General features: G+C 71.5%; 18 protein-coding genes and 1 pseudogene. 12 read left to right on the top strand and 7 right to left on the bottom strand.

All coding sequences use genetic code 11. The features are described from left to right. Window positions 1-25 precede the first annotated feature (25 nt). A complete protein-coding gene (locus GA0070215_RS19240; protein ID WP_018788265.1) occupies window positions 26-430 on the top strand; it encodes an SRPBCC family protein in 405 nt (134 codons plus the stop codon). Window positions 431-443: 13 nt separating this feature from the next. On the opposite strand, the gene GA0070215_RS19235 is transcribed toward GA0070215_RS19240, so the two are convergent. Then, the gene (locus tag GA0070215_RS19235; protein WP_018788266.1) at window positions 444-1,145 is read right to left on the bottom strand and encodes a TetR/AcrR family transcriptional regulator; all 702 of its coding nucleotides are present in this window, start codon (window positions 1,143-1,145) and stop codon (window positions 444-446) included. Between the two features lie 93 nt (window positions 1,146-1,238). Between GA0070215_RS19235 and GA0070215_RS19230 the strand changes: the two genes are divergently transcribed. The 3 genes from GA0070215_RS19230 to GA0070215_RS29210 all read left to right on the top strand — a co-directional run bounded on the left by GA0070215_RS19230 (window position 1,239) and on the right by GA0070215_RS29210 (window position 2,032). Next, entirely contained in the window at window positions 1,239-1,469 is a 231-nt protein-coding gene (locus GA0070215_RS19230) for a hypothetical protein (RefSeq protein WP_091048268.1), read from the top strand. Between the two features lie 95 nt (window positions 1,470-1,564). After that, the gene (locus GA0070215_RS29215; protein WP_244167057.1) at window positions 1,565-1,675 is read left to right on the top strand and encodes a GNAT family N-acetyltransferase; all 111 of its coding nucleotides are present in this window, start codon (window positions 1,565-1,567) and stop codon (window positions 1,673-1,675) included. Between the two features lie 39 nt (window positions 1,676-1,714). Next, window positions 1,715-2,032 (top strand): GNAT family N-acetyltransferase, encoded by a 318-nt coding sequence (locus GA0070215_RS29210; RefSeq protein ID WP_244167056.1) that lies wholly within the window; start codon window positions 1,715-1,717, stop codon window positions 2,030-2,032. A 6-nt stretch (window positions 2,033-2,038) separates the two neighbouring features. Here the strand turns inward: GA0070215_RS29210 and GA0070215_RS19220 are convergent, their stop codons facing one another. Together GA0070215_RS19220 and GA0070215_RS19215 are read right to left on the bottom strand one after the other, a co-directional pair. Beyond that, window positions 2,039-2,212, bottom strand: coding sequence for a DUF397 domain-containing protein (locus tag GA0070215_RS19220; protein ID WP_091048177.1), 174 nt, complete (start codon window positions 2,210-2,212; stop codon window positions 2,039-2,041). Window positions 2,213-2,347: 135 nt separating this feature from the next. Beyond that, window positions 2,348-5,203, bottom strand: a complete 2,856-nt coding sequence (locus GA0070215_RS19215) for an aconitate hydratase (RefSeq protein ID WP_091048173.1) — start codon at window positions 5,201-5,203, stop codon at window positions 2,348-2,350. A gap of 156 nt (window positions 5,204-5,359) precedes the next feature. Here GA0070215_RS19215 and GA0070215_RS19210 point away from each other — a divergent pair. The 3 genes and pseudogenes from GA0070215_RS19210 (at window position 5,360) to GA0070215_RS29200 (ending at window position 6,452) form a co-directional block, all read left to right on the top strand. After that, window positions 5,360-5,719 (top strand): annotated as a pseudogene (locus GA0070215_RS19210) (VOC family protein). 23 nt (window positions 5,720-5,742) lie between these two features. Continuing rightward, window positions 5,743-6,054 carry a DedA family protein gene (locus tag GA0070215_RS29205; protein WP_244167055.1) on the top strand — a complete coding sequence of 104 codons (312 nt, stop codon included), beginning with the start codon at window positions 5,743-5,745 and terminating at the stop codon, window positions 6,052-6,054. Window positions 6,055-6,080: 26 nt separating this feature from the next. After that, on the top strand, window positions 6,081-6,452 hold the full coding sequence (locus tag GA0070215_RS29200) for a DedA family protein (RefSeq protein WP_244167054.1): 372 nt from the start codon (window positions 6,081-6,083) through the stop codon (window positions 6,450-6,452). Window positions 6,453-6,585: 133 nt separating this feature from the next. Here the strand turns inward: GA0070215_RS29200 and GA0070215_RS29195 are convergent, their stop codons facing one another. Both GA0070215_RS29195 and GA0070215_RS28080 read right to left on the bottom strand, forming a co-directional pair. After that, the gene (locus GA0070215_RS29195; RefSeq protein WP_244167053.1) at window positions 6,586-6,846 is read right to left on the bottom strand and encodes a hypothetical protein; all 261 of its coding nucleotides are present in this window, start codon (window positions 6,844-6,846) and stop codon (window positions 6,586-6,588) included. 43 nt (window positions 6,847-6,889) lie between these two features. Next, on the bottom strand, window positions 6,890-7,078 hold the full coding sequence (locus GA0070215_RS28080; RefSeq protein ID WP_141708223.1) for a hypothetical protein: 189 nt from the start codon (window positions 7,076-7,078) through the stop codon (window positions 6,890-6,892). Here GA0070215_RS28080 and GA0070215_RS19195 point away from each other — a divergent pair. Continuing rightward, window positions 7,077-7,766 carry a hypothetical protein gene (locus tag GA0070215_RS19195; RefSeq protein WP_018788272.1) on the top strand — a complete coding sequence of 230 codons (690 nt, stop codon included), beginning with the start codon at window positions 7,077-7,079 and terminating at the stop codon, window positions 7,764-7,766. The genes GA0070215_RS28080 and GA0070215_RS19195 overlap by 2 nt on opposite strands. A gap of 41 nt (window positions 7,767-7,807) precedes the next feature. Beyond that, entirely contained in the window at window positions 7,808-8,197 is a 390-nt protein-coding gene (locus GA0070215_RS19190; protein WP_018788273.1) for a hypothetical protein, read from the top strand. A 52-nt stretch (window positions 8,198-8,249) separates the two neighbouring features. On the opposite strand, the gene GA0070215_RS19185 is transcribed toward GA0070215_RS19190, so the two are convergent. Further along, entirely contained in the window at window positions 8,250-9,761 is a 1,512-nt protein-coding gene (locus tag GA0070215_RS19185; RefSeq protein ID WP_018788274.1) for an APC family permease, read from the bottom strand. Window positions 9,762-9,959: 198 nt separating this feature from the next. Here GA0070215_RS19185 and GA0070215_RS19180 point away from each other — a divergent pair, with 198 nt between their 5' ends. Then, window positions 9,960-10,613, top strand: coding sequence for a GOLPH3/VPS74 family protein (locus GA0070215_RS19180; RefSeq protein ID WP_091048170.1), 654 nt, complete (start codon window positions 9,960-9,962; stop codon window positions 10,611-10,613). A 40-nt stretch (window positions 10,614-10,653) separates the two neighbouring features. Here GA0070215_RS19180 and GA0070215_RS19175 read toward each other — a convergent pair whose 3' ends face one another. After that, window positions 10,654-11,253 (bottom strand): GNAT family N-acetyltransferase, encoded by a 600-nt coding sequence (locus GA0070215_RS19175; protein WP_018788276.1) that lies wholly within the window; start codon window positions 11,251-11,253, stop codon window positions 10,654-10,656. A 155-nt stretch (window positions 11,254-11,408) separates the two neighbouring features. On the opposite strand from GA0070215_RS19175, the gene GA0070215_RS19170 reads away from it, so the two are divergent. Together GA0070215_RS19170 and pulA are read left to right on the top strand one after the other, a co-directional pair. Further along, window positions 11,409-12,092: a cellulose binding domain-containing protein gene (locus GA0070215_RS19170; RefSeq protein ID WP_091048166.1), complete on the top strand. Its 684-nt coding sequence runs from the start codon at window positions 11,409-11,411 to the stop codon at window positions 12,090-12,092. A gap of 142 nt (window positions 12,093-12,234) precedes the next feature. Further along, window positions 12,235-17,730, top strand: a complete 5,496-nt coding sequence (gene pulA / locus GA0070215_RS19165; RefSeq protein WP_091048162.1) for a pullulanase-type alpha-1,6-glucosidase — start codon at window positions 12,235-12,237, stop codon at window positions 17,728-17,730. The last annotated feature ends 20 nt before the right edge of the window (window positions 17,731-17,750 follow it).

The following is a 17,750-nucleotide window of genomic DNA, read 5'->3' as shown; positions in this document are numbered from 1 at the left end:
CCGACAGGCGTGCCATCATCGGCGCGTGGCCACGGAGTTCCGGCACCTCAGCATCCACATCGACCGCCCGGTCGCGGAGGTCTACGCCTTCGCCGCCGACCCGGCGAACCTGACCCGCTGGGCGCCGGGTCTCGGCGGTTCGGTCGTCTTCGACGAGGGCCACTGGTTCGTGGACACCCCGCAGGGGCGGGCGCGGCTGACGTTCGCGCCGGCCAACGAGTACGGCGTGCTCGACCACGAGGTGCTGACGCCCTCCGGTGAGACGGTGTACGTGCCGCTGCGTGCCATCGCCGACGGTGACGCCACCGAGGTGGTGTTCAGCCTGCGGCGGCAGCCCGGCATGAGCGACGCGGACTTCGACCGGGACACCGCACTGGTCGGGGCCGACCTGGCCCGGCTCAAGGCAGTGCTGGAGAGCGTCGCCGGCTGAGAGGCGCGCGTGGTCAGTCCGGCGTCCCTGTCCGCACCGCCGCCCGGATGATGGCGCCGAGGCCCTCCTCGAACAGCAGGTCGTCGTCCCATCGGGTGTCGTCGAGATGGCCGGAGGCGCTCAGCGTCGGATAGGTTTCGGCGCTCGCGGCGATGTGGTCGCGGGCTGCGGCTCTCATGTCCGGGTCCGCGGTCCGGCGCCACGTGGCCTCCGTGAGCGAGGCGCCGATGACGTAGTTGGCCAGCATTCTCGTGGCGACCGCGAGGTGAAGACCGCGGCAGCCACCGCGCACGAGCGCCGACTGGAGGAACTCGGTACGCGCCAGGACGTTGGGCCCGAGCATCGGACGTCCGATCAGCTTCGGTGCCCAGGGATGGCGCAGCATGGCGTCGCGCCAGGCCCGAATGAGGACGCGAACGTCCTCCGTCCAGTCGTCGCCGTCGTCCGGAACCGGCACGTCGCCGAAGATGTGGTCGACGGCCAGGTCCAGGACGTCGTCTTTCGTCTTCACGTGCCAGTAGAGCGCGGTGGCGGTCACGTCGAGCCGTTGGGCGAGACAACGCATCGTCAGACCCTCGATGCCCTGCTCGTCCAGCACCGACACCGCGAGTTCCACGATGCGTTCGAGGGTCAGTGGTGGCTTGCGCCGCACTCGCGGCGGCTCTGCCCGCAGCCACACCGGTGCCGCCGGCGCACCGGGCTCGGTCGCGGTCACGGAGCCGATCTAGTTCACTGGACAGGCAATTTAACAGCGATAAGCTGGTTGAACAGACGAAAGGCCAGCCTCCCAGTGGGCAAGGAGGGCGCCATGCCCCTGCTGCGGATCCATCTCGACAGCGACCCCACCGCCGCACGCCGCGTCCTGCAGACGCATCGCGAGGGCGGTGTCCATCACGAGTCGCGGGAAGCGGCCCGGGAACAGGTGTGGCGCCAGGGCCGCACCCCGGCCGGTGACCCGGTCTTCGTCGGCGTCACCAACGGCCGCCGCAACGTGCAACTGCTCTACGACGTCGAGGTCTACTCCGACACCGTCTCGTGAGGACTCGCCTCGGTGGCCTCGAAGCCGTGACGAAGGGACCGGGACCACGATGACTGCTGATCCGCCGCCCGCAACCACGACTGACCTTCGCCGAGATGACCGTCGACTACCTCGACGACATGGCCGCCATGCTCGGCGACCCGATCGTGATGCGCTACTACCCGCGACCGAGGATCCGGACGGAGGCCCTGGACTGGATCCGCTGAAACGAGGGCCTCTACCGCGGCCACGGCTTCGGACTGTGGGTGCTCAGGTCACGGGCGACAGGCGAGTTCGTCGGCGACTGCGGTCTCACTCCGCAGCCGGTGGACGGGGTGATGGAGGTCGAAGTCGGTTACCACCTGCGGACCGCGACGCAGGGGCACGGGTACGCCACGGAGGCGGCGGCCGCGTGTCGCGACCACGCGCGCTACCGGCTGGGCGTCGACCGCCTCGTCGCGATCATCCACCCCGACAACACGCCCTCGCAGCGGGTCGCGGAGCGGATCGGGCTGAGCTTCGAGCGTGCGACCACGTCCGGATCGGGGGATCCGGTGCACGTGTACGCCGCGCGGCTGGCCTGACCGGGCTCAGCGGCGGATCGACGTCACGAACCGGGTCCACGCGGCCGGGGTGGTGAGCACCGGCCCGGCCGGGTCCTTCGAGTCGCGGACACCGACCACACCGGACAGGTTGCCGGCGACCTCGACGCAGTTGCCGCCGCTGCGGGTGCTCTTGCGCCACCGGGCGCCGCTCAGGTCCATGCCGCCGCCACTTCTCTCAGCAGTTCCAGGGTCCGTGTGCGAGGCAGCGCCTCACCCCGGATGCGCTGAGGATGTAAGGAAGGGCCCCTTTTTAACAGACGTCTGTTACAAAGGGGCCCTTCCTTACATCCAGGGTCAGCTGGCGATCATGCGGCGCAGCACGTACTGCAGGATGCCGCCGTGCCGGTAGTAGTCCGCCTCACCCGGGGTGTCGATGCGGACCACGGCGTCGAACTCCACGCCGGTGTCGGTGGTGACCTTCACCGTGCGCGGGGTGTCGCCGTCGTTGAGCGCGGTGACGCCGCTGATCGAGAACGTCTCGGTGCCGGTCAGGCCCAGCGACTCGGCGGTCTCGCCGCCCGGGAACTGCAGCGGCAGCACGCCCATGCCGATCAGGTTCGAGCGGTGGATCCGCTCGTACGACTCGGCGATGACCGCCTTCACGCCCAGCAGCATGGTGCCCTTTGCGGCCCAGTCACGCGACGAGCCGGAGCCGTACTCCTTGCCGGCCAGGATGACCAGCGGGACGCCCGCCTCCTGGTAGGCCATCGAGGCGTCGTAGATCGAGGTCTGCTCGCCGGTCAGGTGGTTGACCGTGAAGCCGCCCTCCACGCCCGGGACGAGCTGGTTGCGCAGCCGGATGTTGGCGAACGTGCCCCGGATCATCACCTCGTGGTTGCCCCGTCGGGAGCCGTACGAGTTGAACTCGTGCCGGGCCACGCCGTGCTCGGCCAGGTACTTGCCGGCGGGGGAGTCGGCCTTGATCGAACCGGCCGGGGAGATGTGGTCGGTGGTCACCGAGTCGCCCAGCTTCGCCAGGACGCGCGCGTCGGCGATGTCCTGGACCGGCGTCGGCTCCTGCTGCATGCCCTCGAAGTACGGGGGCTTGCGCACGTAGGTCGACTCGCCGTCCCAGGAGAACGTGTCACCGGTCGGGGTCGGCAGCGACTGCCAGCGCTCGTCACCGGCGAACACGTCGGCGTACGCGGCGCTGAAGCCGGTCGCGCCGATCGCCGAGGCGATGACGTCCTGGATCTCGGCGCTGTTCGGCCAGATCTCCCGCAGGAACACCGGGTTGCCCTCGGCGTCGGAGCCGATCGGCTCGTTTGCGAGGTCGATGTCCATCGTGCCGGCGAGCGCGTACGCGACCACCAGCGGCGGGGACGCCAGGTAGTTCATCTTGACGTCCGGGTTGATCCGGCCCTCGAAGTTGCGGTTGCCGGACAGCACCGACACGACTGCCAGGTCGCCCTCGTTGACCGCGGCGGAGACCTCCTCCGGCAGCGGGCCGGAGTTGCCGATGCAGGTGGTGCAGCCGTAGCCGACCAGGTTGAAGCCGAGCTTCTCCAGGTACGGGGTCAGGCCGGCGCGGTCGTAGTAGTTCATGACGACCTTCGACCCCGGCGCGAGAGTGGTCTTCACCCACGGCTTGCGGGCCAGGCCCTTGTCCACCGCGTTGCGGGCCAGCAGCGCCGCCCCGATCATCACCTGCGGGTTCGAGGTGTTGGTGCAGGAGGTGATCGCGGCGATCACCACGGCGCCGTGGTCCAGCTCGTACTCGACGCCGTCGGCGCCGGTCACGCGTACCGGATTGCTGGCCCGGCCGCCCGCGCCCACCGCGGCGGTCTCCAGGTCGCGCGGCGCGTCGGCCGGGTCGTTGACGCCGTTGGCCGGGGCGTCGCTGGCCGGGAAGGACTCGGCGGACGCCTCGTCGGCCGGGCCGTCGGCGCCGAACGGCTTCTCCTGCTGCGGCACGCCCGGCTTGCGGCCCGGGTCGCCACCGGTCTCGTCGGCGGCCACGTAGTCGCTGAGTGCGGCACGGAACAGCGTCTTGGCGCTGCCCAGCGGCACCCGGTCCTGCGGGCGCTTCGGGCCGGCCAGCGACGGCTCGATGGTGCCGAGGTCCAGCTCCAGGCGCTCGGAGTACTCCGGCTCGCGCTCCGGGTCGTGCCAGAGGCCCTGCTCCTTGGCGTACGCCTCGACCAGCGCCACCTGAGACGCGTCGCGGCCGGTCAGCTCCAGGTAGCGGACGGTCTCGGCGTCGATCGGGAAGATCGCCACGGTCGAGCCGTACTCCGGCGACATGTTGCCGATGGTGGCGCGGTTGGCCAGCGGCACCGCGCTCACGCCGGGGCCGTAGAACTCGACGAACTTGCCGACCACGCCGTGCTTGCGCAGCATCTCGGTGATGGTCAGCACCAGGTCGGTGGCGGTGGTGCCGGCCGGCATCTCACCGGAGAGCTTGAAGCCGACCACGCGGGGGATCAGCATGCTGACCGGCTGGCCGAGCATCGCGGCCTCGGCCTCGATGCCGCCGACGCCCCAGCCCAGCACGCCCAGGCCGTTGACCATGGTGGTGTGCGAGTCGGTGCCGACGACCGTGTCCGGGTACGCCTGACCGCCCCGCTCCATGATCGTACGAGCCAGGTACTCGATGTTGACCTGGTGCACGATGCCGGTGCCCGGCGGGACGACCTTGAACTCGTTGAACGCGGTCTGGCCCCAGCGCAGGAACTGGTAGCGCTCCTTGTTGCGCTCGTACTCCAGCTCGACGTTGCGCTCGAACGCGTCCTCGCGGCCGAACAGGTCGGCGATGACCGAGTGGTCGATGACCAGCTCGGCCGGAGCGAGAGGGTTGACCTTGGTGGCGTCACCGCCGAGGTCGCGTACCGCCTCGCGCATGGTGGCCAGGTCGACCACGCAGGGCACGCCGGTGAAGTCCTGCATCAGCACCCGGGCCGGGGTGAACTGGATCTCCACGCTCGGGTCGGCGGTGGCGTCCCACGCGCCGAGCTGCCGGATGTGGTCGGCGGTGATGTTCGCGCCGTCCTCGGTCCGCAGCAGGTTCTCCAGCAGGATCTTCAAGCTGTAGGGCAGCCGCTCGTGGCCCTCCACCTTGTCGATCCTGAAAATCTCGTAGCTCGCGTCTCCGACGCGTAGCTGGGTCTTCGCACCGAAGGTGTCGAGGCTCGCCACGTCGTACTCCTTCACACCAGCGACCGTGAGTAGTCCTGAGCAGTTTGTCGCACCGACCGGGGCGCTGCCGTGCTTAGGCAACACTTACCTGCGTCGGTCTCTACAAAACCGTACGTCCGTCTTGCTATCCGCGCAACCTCGTGCCACGCTGCGGGACGAGGAGGTGCCATGATGATCCATCACGTCCTGCTCGCCTGCCCCCGCAGCTCCGAGGATGTCTCCCGCTCCTTCTGCACCGGCCTGCTCGGGTTCACCGAGAAGCCCAACCCCCGGCCCTCGCCGCCCGCGGCGGTTGCTGGTTCACCGGGTATGACGCCGAACTGCACGTGGGCGTCGAGGACGACTTCCGCCCGCCCGGCCCGCAAGGCGCACCCCGCGTTGCTGCGCCCCGACCTGGACGAGCTGGCCGCCCGCCTGGACGCCGCCGGACACACCGTGACCTGGGGCGACGACGAGATTCCCGGCATGCGGCGGTTCCACACGTACGACCCGCACGGCAACCGGCTGGAGTTCTTGGCCCCCGCCGGCTGACCGGGCGCGGGTAGGGTCGGCGGGTGGGCGACGTACAGCACCGGCTCGCCGCGCTCCCGCCGGCCCTGATCTGCCTGCTCGTGGACGGCGTGATCGGCGTGGAGGGCATGGGCATCCCGCTGCCCGGCGAGATCGTGCTGGTCAGCGCCGCGCTGCTCGCCGCCACCGGCGCCGTCGGGCCCGAATGGGTGACCGCCGCCGCGGCGACCGGCGCCATCCTCGGCGACTCCATCGGGTACGCCGTGGGCCGCCGAGGTGGCCGCCCCCTGCTGGAACGGCTCGGACGGCGCTCCCGAAACACCTCGGCCCGGCACACCTGGCCCGCGCCGAGCTGAGCTTCGCCCGGCACGGCGTCTGGGCGGTGTTCTTCGGGCGGTTCGTCGCGCTGCTGCGCATCCTCGGAGAGCCGCTCGCCGGGGCGCTGCGCATGCCGTACCGCCGGTTCCTGGTTGCCAACGCGGCAGGCGGGCTGGTGTGCGCGTTCGGCACCACCTACCTGCTGTTCTATCTCGGGCAGGCCGCCGAGCACTGGCTCAAGGACATCTCCTGGGCCGGGCTGGTGCTGGCCGTGCTGGCCGGCGTGGTCAGCACCGCGTGGCTGCGCCGCCGCGCCAAGCGCCTGCACGTGTCCGAGCCCTCCGACCAGCCCGCCCCTGCCCTGGCTCCCCCCTGCCCTGGCTCGCCCTCGCCCTGGCTCGCCTCGTCCGTTGATCAAGGAGTTTGTGTCCTGTAACGGCTCCTGCAGTGACACAAACTCCTTGATCACCGACGCGGATCGGGGCGAGCGGGTGGGCAGGGCGGAACCGCCGGGCCGGGTGCGGGGTGAACGGGGAGCGCGCGATGCCGGGCGCTGCCCTGCCCGTCGATCATGAAGTTGGCGGGTGTTCGGTGCCCGACATGTCGCCGCTAACTCCATGATCGACGCGATCGGGGCGGTGGGCGGGTGCAGACGGGGTGCTGGTGGCGGCGACCCGGGCGGCGACCGCGTACAGGTCGTCCGGGCTCGCCACGGTGAGCCGGGGGACCGCGTCCAGCACGCCCGCCTCGGCGAGCAGCGCACCGTAGCCCCGGTAGAGCGGCCAGTCCCGCGCGTCGGGGGCCTCGGGCGGTCCCGGTACGCCGTGCACGACGACGACCGCGGGACGCCGGCCGCCACCCGCGACTGTCCGGTCAGGACGACGAGGCCTTGGCGTGCCGTTCGCGCAGCCGGTCCCGGATCTCCTCCGGGGTGTACGCCCGGCGCCGCCGCTCGGCCCGCGCCACCACCACCCCGGTCGCCGCGACGCCGGCGAGACCCGCGAGACCGAGTACCTTCCACCACCGCATCCGTTGCCGCATCCGCATAGGGTAGTCCTCCATGAGCATCAGCCTGGACGAGGCCGTGGAGCTGACCCGCACCGGCGATCTGTGGGTGTTCCGCGGACGCAGCGTGCCCGACCGGGCCATCCAGCTCACCACGAACAGTCCGGTCAACCACGTGGGCATGGCCGTGGTGCTCGACGACATGCCGCCGCTGATGTGGCACGCCGAGCTGGGACGTTCGCTGCCGGACATGTGGACCGGCACCCACCAGCGCGGCGTGCAGCTGCACGACCTGCGGGACGCGGTCTGCGTCTGGGCCAACCGGTACGGCCAGCGGGGCTGGCTGCGCCAGCTCGAACCACCGGCCGACGCGGCGATGGAGGAGGCGGTGCTGCGTACCGTGGCCCGTCTGGACGGGACGCCGTTCCCGTCCACCGCACAGCTCGCCTGGCGGTGGGCCCGGGGCCGGCTCCCGCACCCGCGCCGACTGAGCCTCGGCGGCCTCCGGGGCGGGACCGGCGAAACCAGCGGGACCGGCGAAACCAGCAGGGAGAACGCCGCGGCGCTGGAGACGGCGTACTGCGCCGAGGTGGTCGCGGTGACCTACGAGGCGATGGGCCTGCTGCCTGAGGGGCGGCGGCCCAACTGGTACGACCCGGGCCGGTTCTGGAGCGGCGACGACCTGGCCCTCAGCGGCGGCGCGCACCTCGGTGCCGAGATCGAGGTGCGGATCCCGCCGCGCTGAGGAAGGTTTGCCGCCGGGGCGGGCCGGTAATGAGGAGCGTCGTGACGGCCTCCACCGACCTCGACACGCTCTCCGACTTCTTCGACCGGTACGGCGTGGCGCTGACCACCGCCGACGTGCCGGCCATCGCCAGCTGCTACGCCCTGCCCGGGCTGGTGGTCGCCGACACCTACAGCTTCTCGTTCACCTCGCCCGCGGCGGTGGCGCTCAGTTTCGTCGGTGCCGCGCCGGACTACCAGGAGCGGGAACTCGTCGCCGCGAACGCGCAGATCGAGGACGTGCAGCAGATCTCGGCTCTGCTCACCGAGGTGGCGGTGCGCTGGGAGTTCCTGGACAGCCAGGGCGGCGCGGTGCCCGGCGAGCGCTACCGCTATCTGCTGCGCACCACCGAGGAGGGCCCGGTCATCTGCACCGTCATCCGTACCGCCTGATCGTGGTGGTGCGGCGGCCGGGCCGCGTGGCCGGCCGCCGCACCCACGGGCGTCAGCGGTGGTGGGCGCCGGCCCAGCGGTCGGCCTCGGGGGCCGGGTGCAGGCCGGGCTCGTGCAGGCCCTCCTCGGTGACCTGGCCGATCCGGCGGTACGTCTCCGGCCGGCTGGTGCGCAGGATCGCGCCCCAGATCAGGCCGACCACGCCCGCCGCCACCGGGATCGCCGGCAGCAGCCACTTCAGGTAGCTCGCGGTGCCGGGGGCGAGCAGCGCGTCGAAGTTGAACAGCAGCACCAGCAGCACGGCGGTGAGCAGGACCGTCCCGAGCGCCGGGGCGATCGCCCGCTGCCACGCGCTCTCCGGGCCGGAACGGCCCCGGAAGAAGCCCACCACGGAGGCGGAGGTGAGCGTCATCAGCAGCACGACGCCGACCGCGGCCGCGCCGGACAGCCAGGTGAACAGGTCGATGACCGGGTCGCGGCCGGTCATCGCGAACGCCAGGAACACCACCACTGCCAGCACGCTCTGCACCAGCGAGCCCGCGACCGGGGCGCCGCTGCGGCTGGAGGTGGCGCCGAGGAATTGCGGCAGCACCCGCTCCCGGCCCAGCGCGAACAGGTAACGCGCCACGCCGTTGTGGAACGACAGCAGGGCGGCGAGGACGCTGGTGATGAACAGGACGTTGGCGATGTCGGCGACGACGACACCGGTGTACTGCTCGAGCGCGCCGAAGATGATGCCCGGTCCCGCCTCGGCACTGGCCGCCGGGGCGTTCTCCGGGCCGGTGAGCACGGTGAGCGCCCAGGCGGAGAACGCGTAGAACAGGCCGGTGAACGCGACGGCGATGTAGGTGGCCCGGGCCACCGTGCGACGCGGGTCCTTGACCTCCTCGCTGTAGATGGCGCCGCTCTCGAAGCCGGTGAAGGAGGCGATGGTGAACGCGAGCACCGCCCCGAAGCCGGCGCCGAACAGGTGCCCGGGGCTGATGCCGGTGGCGGTGACGGTGCCGCCGTCCGGGTTGGCGAAGGCGACCAGGTCGAAGATCAGCACGACCACGCACTCGAGAACGAGCAGCACGGCGAGGACGGTGGCGTTGAGGTCGATGCGCAACATGCCGAGCGCGCCGATGAACACCCAGGCCAGCAGCGCCCAGACCCACCAGTCGAGACTGATGCCGGTCTTGGCGTCCATGAAGTCGCCCAGGATCGCGCCGAGCAGGCCGTACAGACCGATCTGGATCGCGTTGTACGCCGCGAGTGCGACCGCCGAGCCGGCCACCCCGCCGGCCCGGCCGAGGCCGTTGGCGATGTACGCGTAGAACGCGCCGGCGTTGGCGACGTACCGGCTCATCGCGGCGTAGCCGGTGGCGAAGACGGCGAGCACGGCGGCGAGGAGCACGTATCCGAGCGCGGCGCCGATGTTGCCGCTGACCGCGTACATGGTGGTGACGCCACCGCCGAGAACGGTCAGCGGGGCTGACGCGGCGACGGTGAAGAAGACGAGGTGGGCGGTGCCGAGACGACCGCGGCGCAGCCCACCGTCGGAGAAGAACGGATCGGAGGACAAGGCTTCTCCAGTGGAGGGGATGAGGGGCTTGATGTGTCTACTTCGGAACAACCTGAAGCAGGGTATTGGTGATCACTGATCGTGACAACCCCGCTTCGGTATCGATTGGGACGCGCGTGATCTACCGGAATTGAGCTGTGCGTGGTCATGCCGTACCGTCCCGTGTCGACGATCACGGCCACCGTTCGAGGATGGACCATGACCTACCCCGGGGCGCAGGCCACATACCGGCTTGCGGATGCGCTGTTCCTTATCGGACACGACGAGTTCACCGGCAAGCCACATGTCGCCGTCGACCGGCTGGAGTGCGGGCTGGCCGGTGCCGCGCTCGCCGAGCTGATGTTCGAGGGCCGGATCGCCCTCGACGGAGGGGGGATCGCCGCTGTCGACCCGCGGCTGTGGCAGGAGCCGCTCACCGACCTGCTGATCACCGAGATCCTGCGCCGCGAGGGGGCGCATCCGGCCCGGCTGTGGATCCGCTACCTGCGGACCCAGCTCAACATCAACGAACGCGTGGGCACCCGGCTGGTCACCGCCGACGTGCTCCGGCGCGAGCAGGGCAAGCTGATCGGCCGGACGGTGCGCTGGCCGGCCATCGACCCGAACCAGGCGGCCTCACCGCGGGTGCGGCTGACCGCGATGCTGATGCACTCGTCCCCGGCCGAACTGGACCCGGGCACGCTGCTGCTGGCGACCCTCGCCGAGGCGGTCGGGCTGGCCGCGCACATCTTCGATCCGCAGGTGGCCGCGCGGATGCGCGACTGCCGCCGGTTCCTGCCGGCTCAGCTCGAAGGGCTGCTCGCCGCCGTCGTGGGCGCGCTCGACGTCACCACCACGACGGTACGGCGATGACGTCCCGCCCCGGGCGCAGCCGGGGCGGGACGGTTCGCGATCAGGCCGGGTCGCGCCACATCGGGTAGAGGCTGGGGCCCTCCGGCAGGTCCAGCGTGATCGGGCGGCGCCGGAATCCGAGCCGCTCGTACAGCGCGGCGTTGCGGGGCGTGCTCGCCTCCAGGTACGCGGCGGTGCCGGCCTGATCCAGCTCGGCCAGCTTGTTACGCAGCAGCGCCGAGCCGACGCCCTTGCCGTGATGGTCCGGGTGCACCGCGATGAAGGGCAGGTACCAGTGCGGCTCGGTCGGGTGCCGGGCGCTCATCATCTCGTCCAGCACGCCGAACCGCTTCATGGCCTCCGTGCCGATCGCGGCCTCCATGCCGTCGAACTCGTCGCCCTCGTCGGCGTCGTGTCCTTCGCCGGTGGGTAGCCAGAGCGTGGCGCCCAGACCGTCGCCGGCGACGTGCACCTCGCCGGTGCGCAGCGCCAGCGCGACGAACGGCCCGAAGAAGCCGGGATGGACCCGGGCGCGGTGGTCGTCGGCCGGGAAGATCCAGCCGCTCACCGGATCCCGCATGAACGCCTCGGCGAGGATCGCGGTCACGACGGCGGCGTCCGCCGTGGATGCCCGCCGGATACTGTCCTGCCACTCAGTCACTTGCCAACCGTCCTGCCGGCTCGACGAGCCATTGTGGTCATTGATCGGCGTGCAAGGTATCAGGTGTCCACGCCCGTGCGGCAGGGGTCGGTCGCCGTCGTTCGCCGTGATCCGGTCCGTCTGGCTACGCTGGCCCGGACCACGACAGGAGGACCATGTCCCGCTCGCGTCGTCCCGGCCCGCAGCCCGGGGCCGCCATGACCTCGTCCCCCTGGATCCTCGTCGCCGCGGGCGTCGTCGTGATGGTGGTCCTGCTGGTGGTGGCGCTCGGTTCGGTGCGGGGCCGGCGTACGTTCCCGGCGGCCGGTCCGGCGGATCCGGTGATGTCGCTGCCGCAGGTCCCGATGACGCCCACGGCGGTCACCGCCACCGGCCCGTCGCCGGTGTCCGCCACCGCTGCGGTGGTGCCGGGCCTGTCGCCCCGGTCCACTGTGCTGCCCGCCCGGCCGACGCCGACCGCGCCGACTCCCGGTCCCCGGGGCGTGACCCGGCCGGCTCCGTCCCCGCCGCCTCCCGCGCCGCCGTCGGCGGTGACCGGCCGGTACAGCGTGCCGAACGCCTTCGACGGCGGCTTCATCGGCGAGGTGCTGCTGGTCAACACCGCGGGTACGCCCCACGGCTGGACGGTGCGCGCCGAGTTTCCCGGCGGCCGGCTGGTCACCGCCTGGGTCGAGGGCGCCGAGCAGGGCGTGTTCGACTTCGCCGACGGCGTGTTCACCTACCGGAGCGGTTTCGACCTGGCGCCCGGGCAGTCCGTGCCGGTGCGGTTCCACATCGAGCGGGCCGGCACCCGGCCGGTGAGCTGCACCGTCGACGGCTCGCCCTGCGCCGGGCGGTAGATCCGGCGCCCCGGGCGGGGCCACTGTGTGCGTTTTCTCTTGCAAGGTGTCTGCTTTGTTGCGGCAGGGTTTGCAAGGTATTGCAGAATTTTTCGGCAAGGGCTAGCGTGCGGGCGAATCAGCGACCAGAGAAAGGCCGTCGATGAAACCCCCGCCGATATCCCCCAAGCCGCTGCTCGCCCTGGTCACCTCCCTCGTACTCACTCTCGTCGGCGTGCCGGTGGCCCTCCACCAGCTCGGCACCGACGCCACCGCCCCGGCCGCCACCCCCGACGTCCTGGCCGCCGGCAACGCTCCGCAGTGGAACCGCGAGCCGTCCCCCGACGCGCTGCTCAAGGCCGGCACCAGCACCGAGAAGGCCGAGCAGTTCTACTTCGTCCTGCCGGACCGGTTCGCCAACGGCGACAAGCGCAACGACACCGGTGGCCTGAAAGGCGACCGGCTCACCACCGGCCTCGACCCGGCCGACAAGGGCTTCTACCACGGTGGCGACCTCAAGGGCCTGATCGACCGGATGGACTACATCCAGGGTCTCGGCACCACCGCCATCTGGCTCGCGCCGATCTTCAAGAACCGGCCGGTGCAGGGCACCGGCGCGGACGTCTCGGCCGGCTACCACGGCTACTGGATCACCGACTTCACCCAGGTCGACCCGCACTTCGGCACCAACGCCGAGCTGAAGAAGCTGGTCGACCTGGCGCACCGCCGGGGGATCAAGGTCTACCTCGACATCATCGTCAACCACACCGCCGACGTCATCCGGTACGCCGAGGACAGGTACGGCTACGTGGACAAGAAGACCGCCCCCTACCGCGACGCGCAGGGGCGACCCTTCGAGGACCGCAACTACGCCGACGGCACCCGGCGGTTCCCGGCGGTGAACTCGACGTCGTTCCCGTACACCCCGGTGTTCGCCACCCCGGCCGACGCGAAGGTCAAGGTGCCGGCGTGGCTCAACGATCCGACCATGTACCACAACCGCGGTGACTCCACCTTCGCCGGGGAGAACAGCGAGTACGGCGACTTCTTCGGCCTCGACGACCTGTGGACCGAGCGTCCCGAGGTGGTCCGCGGCATGACCGACATCTACGCCCAGTGGATCGGCAAGGCCGGCGTGGACGGGTTCCGCCTCGACACGGTCAAGCACGCCAACCTCGACTTCTGGCCGCAGTTCGCCCGTGGCATCGACGCCGCCGCCGCGAAGGCCGGCAAGAAGGACTTCTTCATGTTCGGCGAGGTCTACAGCGCCGAGCCGGAGATCCAGTCCAGCTACGTGCGGCAGGGCGGGCTGCCCGCCACGCTCGACTTCTCGTTCCAGGAGGCGGCACGCGGCTTCGCCGCCGCCGACGGCTCGGCCAGGGCGCTCGCCGACGTCTACGCCAAGGACGACCTGTACTCCGCTCGGGACACGAACGCCAACCGGCTCACCACGTTCCTGGGCAACCACGACATGGGCCGGATCGGCTCGTTCGTCGCCGCCGCCGGCGGGGACGACGCCACCCAGCTGAACCGCAGCCGACTCGCCCACCAGCTGATGTTCCTCACCCGCGGCCAGCCGGTCGTCTACTCCGGCGACGAGCAGGGCTTCACCGGGCCGGGCGGCGACAAGGACGCGCGGCAGGACATGTTCGCCTCGCGGACCGCCGACTACCTCGACGACGACCTGATCGGCACCAGCCGTACCCACGCCGTCGACCAGTACGACACCCGCCACCCGCTCTACCGGACCATCGCCGAGCTGGGCGAGCTGCGGACGGCGCACCCGGCCCTGCGCGACGGCGTGCAGGTGACCCGGTACGCCGCCGACGGACCGGGCGTCTTCGCGTTCTCCCGCGTCCTGCCCGCCGACCGGATCGAGTACGTCGCAGCGGTGAACAACGCCGCGACGCCGCAGACTGTCACCGTGGACACCTGGTCGGCCGGCACCCGCTTCACCGGCGTGTACGGCGGCGCCGCGGGCGCGACGGCCGGCGCGGACGGCACGCTGAGCGTCACCGTGCCGGCCATGTCGGCGGTGGTACTGAAGGCCGACCGGGCGATCCCGCAGGCCGGGGCGCCGAAGATCACGATCACCGAGCCCGGCGACGACCCGGTCCCCGGCAAGGCCGCCGTCACCGCCCAGGTGACCGGCGATCCGCTCGCCACCGTCACGTTCGCCGCCCGGGTCGCGGGCGGCAGGTGGACGCTGCTGGGCACCGCCCACCGCGCGCCGTACACCGTGCACCACGACCTGACCGGCCTGCCCGGCGGCAGCCGGGTGGAGTACAAGGCGGTGGTCCGCGACGGCAACGGCCGTACCGCCACCGCCCGCGCCACCGGCACCGTCGGCACCCCGGCACAGGGCGCGTCGCGGGACTGGGCGATCGTGCACTACCAGCGCCCGGCCGGCGGGTACGACGACTGGCGGCTGTACGCCTGGGGCGACATCGACCCGGCGTACGTGACCGAATGGCCCGCCGGGCAGCCGTTCGCCGGTGCGGACTCGTACGGCCGGTTCGCCTGGGTCAAACTGAAGCCCGGCGCGAAGACAGTCGGCTTCCTCGTCGTCGACGCCGACGGCAACAAGGACGTCGCCGCCGACCGCACCATCGACGTGACCGCGACCGGTGAGGTATGGGTCAAGCAGGGCGACCCGGCGCTCTACCCGACGCGGCAGGCCGCCACCGGTGAGCCAGACCCGCCAGCGGACCAGGACACGGCGCTGATCCACTGGCGCAAGGCCGACGGGAACTACGACGGCTGGGGCCTGCACCTGTGGGACGGCGCGGCCACCCCGACCGACTGGGCCGCCCCGCTCGAACCGGAGAAGATCGACGCGTACGGCGCTGTCTTCCGGGTGCCCCTCGCCGCCGGGGCGACCGGGCTGAGCTACATCATCCACCGAGGCGACGAGAAGGATCAGCCCGAGGACCAGCGGCTCGACTTCGCCTCCGCCGGACGCGAGGTGTGGCTCCTGGCCGGCGTCAAGGGACGGCTGCTGCCGACCACCACGTCCGGCGCCGCCAAGGACCTCGACCTGACGAAGCAGAAGGCGCAGTGGATCGACAGGTCCACAGTCGCCTGGGCCACCGGGCCGACCGACGGGCGGCGGTACGCGCTCGCCGTCGCCCCGGCCGGCGGGATCGGCCTCGCCGACGGCGAGCTGACCGGCACGTACACCACCATCGGACTGCGGGCGCAGCGCAACGGGCTGACCGAGGCGCAACGGCAGGCGTACCCCCATCTCTGGGCCTCACGCGCCTTCACGCTGGACCGCGCCGACCTGGCCCGGGTGCCGGCGGCGCTGCGCGGCCAGCTCGTGGTCACCGAGCGGGACGCCGAGGGCGCGCTGCTCGCCGCCACCGGCGTGCAGATCCCCGGCGTGCTCGACGACGTCTACGCGGCGGCGACCGGCGCGAAGCTCGGCCCGACGTTCGCCGGCCGCGTTCCCACCCTGGCGGTGTGGGCGCCGACCGCGCGGACCGTGTCGCTGGAGCTGTTCGACTCGCCCACGGCACAGCCGGCCACCGTGGCGATGCGCCGCGACGACCGCACCGGCGTCTGGTCGGTACGCGGTACGAAGGCGTGGAACGGCCGCTACTACCGCTACCGGGTGCAGGCGTGGCAGCCCGCCACGCAGAAGATGGTCACCGCGTCGGTGACCGACCCGTACTCGGTGGCGCTCGCGCCGAACTCCACGCACAGCCAGATCGTCGACCTGGCCGACCCGTCGCTCGCGCCGGCCGGCTGGGCGAACCTGCGCAAACCGGCCGCGCCGCCGGCCTCGAAGGTCCAGATCTCCGAGCTGTCGGTGCGGGACTTCTCCATCGCCGACACCACGGTCCCCGCCGAACGGCGCGGCACCTACCTGGCGTTCACCGACCCGGGCACGGCGGGCATGAAGCACCTGCGGGCGCTCGGCGACGCCGGGGTCAACCACCTGCACCTGCTGCCGGCCTTCGACTTCGCCACCATTCCGGAGAAGCGGGCCGACCAGGCGCGGCCGGACTGCGACCTGGCCGCGCTGCCGCCGGACTCCGACGAGCAGCAGAGGTGCGTCGCGGCGGTGGCCGGCACCGACGGCTACAACTGGGGGTACGACCCGCTGCACTACACGGTGCCCGAGGGTGGGTACGCCGTCGACCCGAACGGCGCGAAGCGCACCACCGAGTTCCGCCGGATGGTCGCCGGCGTGAACAAGGCCGGCCTGCGGGTGGTCATGGACGTGGTCTACAACCACACCTCGGCCGCCGGCGCCGACGCGAAGTCGGTGCTCGACCAGGTGGTGCCGGGCTACTACCACCGGCTGCTGGAGGACGGAACCGTCGCCAACTCCACCTGCTGCGCCAACACCGCCCCGGAGCACGCCATGATGGGCAAGCTCGTGGTGGACTCGCTGGTGACCTGGGCCAAGGCGTACAAGGTCGACGGGTTCCGGTTCGACCTGATGGGCCACCACCCGAAGGCGAACATCCTGGCCGTACGGGCCGCGCTGGACAAGCTCACGCCCGCCCGCGACGGCGTGGACGGCCGGAGGATCCTGCTGTACGGCGAGGGCTGGAACTTCGGCGAGGTCGCCGACGACGCCCGGTTCACGCAGGCCACTCAGGCCAACATGGCCGGCACCGGCGTCGGCACGTTCAACGACCGGCTCCGCGACGCGGTGCGCGGCGGCGGCCCGTTCGACGCCAACCCGCGGGTCCAGGGCTTCGCCTCCGGCCTCTACACCGACCCCAACGGCGACGAGGTGAACGGTTCGGCCGCCGAGCAGCGGGCCCGGCTGCTGCACCAGCACGACCTGATCAAGGTGGGTCTGACCGGGAACCTGCGCGGCTACCGGTTCACCGACTCCAGCGGCAAGCGGGTCACCGGCGCGCAGGTCGACTACAACGGCGCCCCGGCCGGGTACACGGCAGCACCGGGCGAGGCGGTCACCTACGTCGACGCGCACGACAACGAGATCCTGTACGACGCGCTGGCGTACAAGCTGCCGCAGGGGACCTCGGCGCAGGACCGGGCCCGGATGCAGGTGCTCGCGCTGGCGACCACGGCGCTCGGGCAGGGTGCCGGATTCGTGACCACCGGCTCGGAGCGGCTGCGCTCGAAGTCGCTGGACCGCAACTCGTACAACTCCGGTGACTGGTTCAACCAGATCCGCTGGGACTGCGCCCAGGGCAACGGGTTCGGCGCCGGCCTGCCGCCGGAGGCCGACAACAAGGACAAGTGGCAGTACGCGAAGCCGCTGCTGGCCGACCCGGAGCTGGTGCCGGACTGCGCCGCGGTCGAGCTGGCCGACGCCCGGTACGCGGAGCTGCTGCGCGTCCGGCGGTCCTCGCCGGTGTTCGGGCTCGACACCGCCGAGCAGGTGCAGAAGCGGGTGGCGTTCCCGCTGTCCGGGACGAAGGAGACCCCGGGCGTGCTCACCATGACCCTCGACGCGCGAGGGCTGGACGGGAAGTGGAAGTCGGTGACTGTCGTCTTCAACGCCACCCCGGAGACGGCGAAGCAGACAGTCACCGGGCTGCGCGGGGCGAACGTGGCACTGCATCCGGTGCTGCGGAACTCGGCCGACCCGGCGCTGCGTACCGCGTCGTTCGACCGCGCCGCCGGCACGTTCACCGTGCCCGCGCGCAGTGTGGCGGTGTTCGTCCAGAGCTGACCGCACAGCCGACCGGCCCC

The sequence above is a fragment of the Micromonospora marina genome (assembly GCF_900091565.1).
Classification (GTDB): domain Bacteria; phylum Actinomycetota; class Actinomycetes; order Mycobacteriales; family Micromonosporaceae; genus Micromonospora; species Micromonospora marina.
Note: the sequence above shows the minus strand (reverse complement) of the source record. Positions and strands in the feature narration are given on the sequence as shown.

What these genes read in the sequence shown, in the direction of transcription:
- GA0070215_RS19230 (WP_091048268.1), top strand. Translation starts at nt 1,239, where the DNA reads ATGCCCCTGCTGCGGATCCATCTCGACAGCGACCCCACCGCCGCACGC.
- GA0070215_RS29215 (WP_244167057.1), top strand. Translation starts at nt 1,565, where the DNA reads ATGACCGTCGACTACCTCGACGACATGGCCGCCATGCTCGGCGACCCG.
- GA0070215_RS19220 (WP_091048177.1), bottom strand. Translation starts at nt 2,212, where the DNA reads ATGGACCTGAGCGGCGCCCGGTGGCGCAAGAGCACCCGCAGCGGCGGC.
- GA0070215_RS19195 (WP_018788272.1), top strand. Translation starts at nt 7,077, where the DNA reads ATGAGCATCAGCCTGGACGAGGCCGTGGAGCTGACCCGCACCGGCGAT.
- GA0070215_RS28080 (WP_141708223.1), bottom strand. Translation starts at nt 7,078, where the DNA reads ATGGAGGACTACCCTATGCGGATGCGGCAACGGATGCGGTGGTGGAAG.
- GA0070215_RS19180 (WP_091048170.1), top strand. Translation starts at nt 9,960, where the DNA reads ATGACCTACCCCGGGGCGCAGGCCACATACCGGCTTGCGGATGCGCTG.
- GA0070215_RS19170 (WP_091048166.1), top strand. Translation starts at nt 11,409, where the DNA reads ATGTCCCGCTCGCGTCGTCCCGGCCCGCAGCCCGGGGCCGCCATGACC.
- pulA (WP_091048162.1), top strand. Translation starts at nt 12,235, where the DNA reads ATGAAACCCCCGCCGATATCCCCCAAGCCGCTGCTCGCCCTGGTCACC.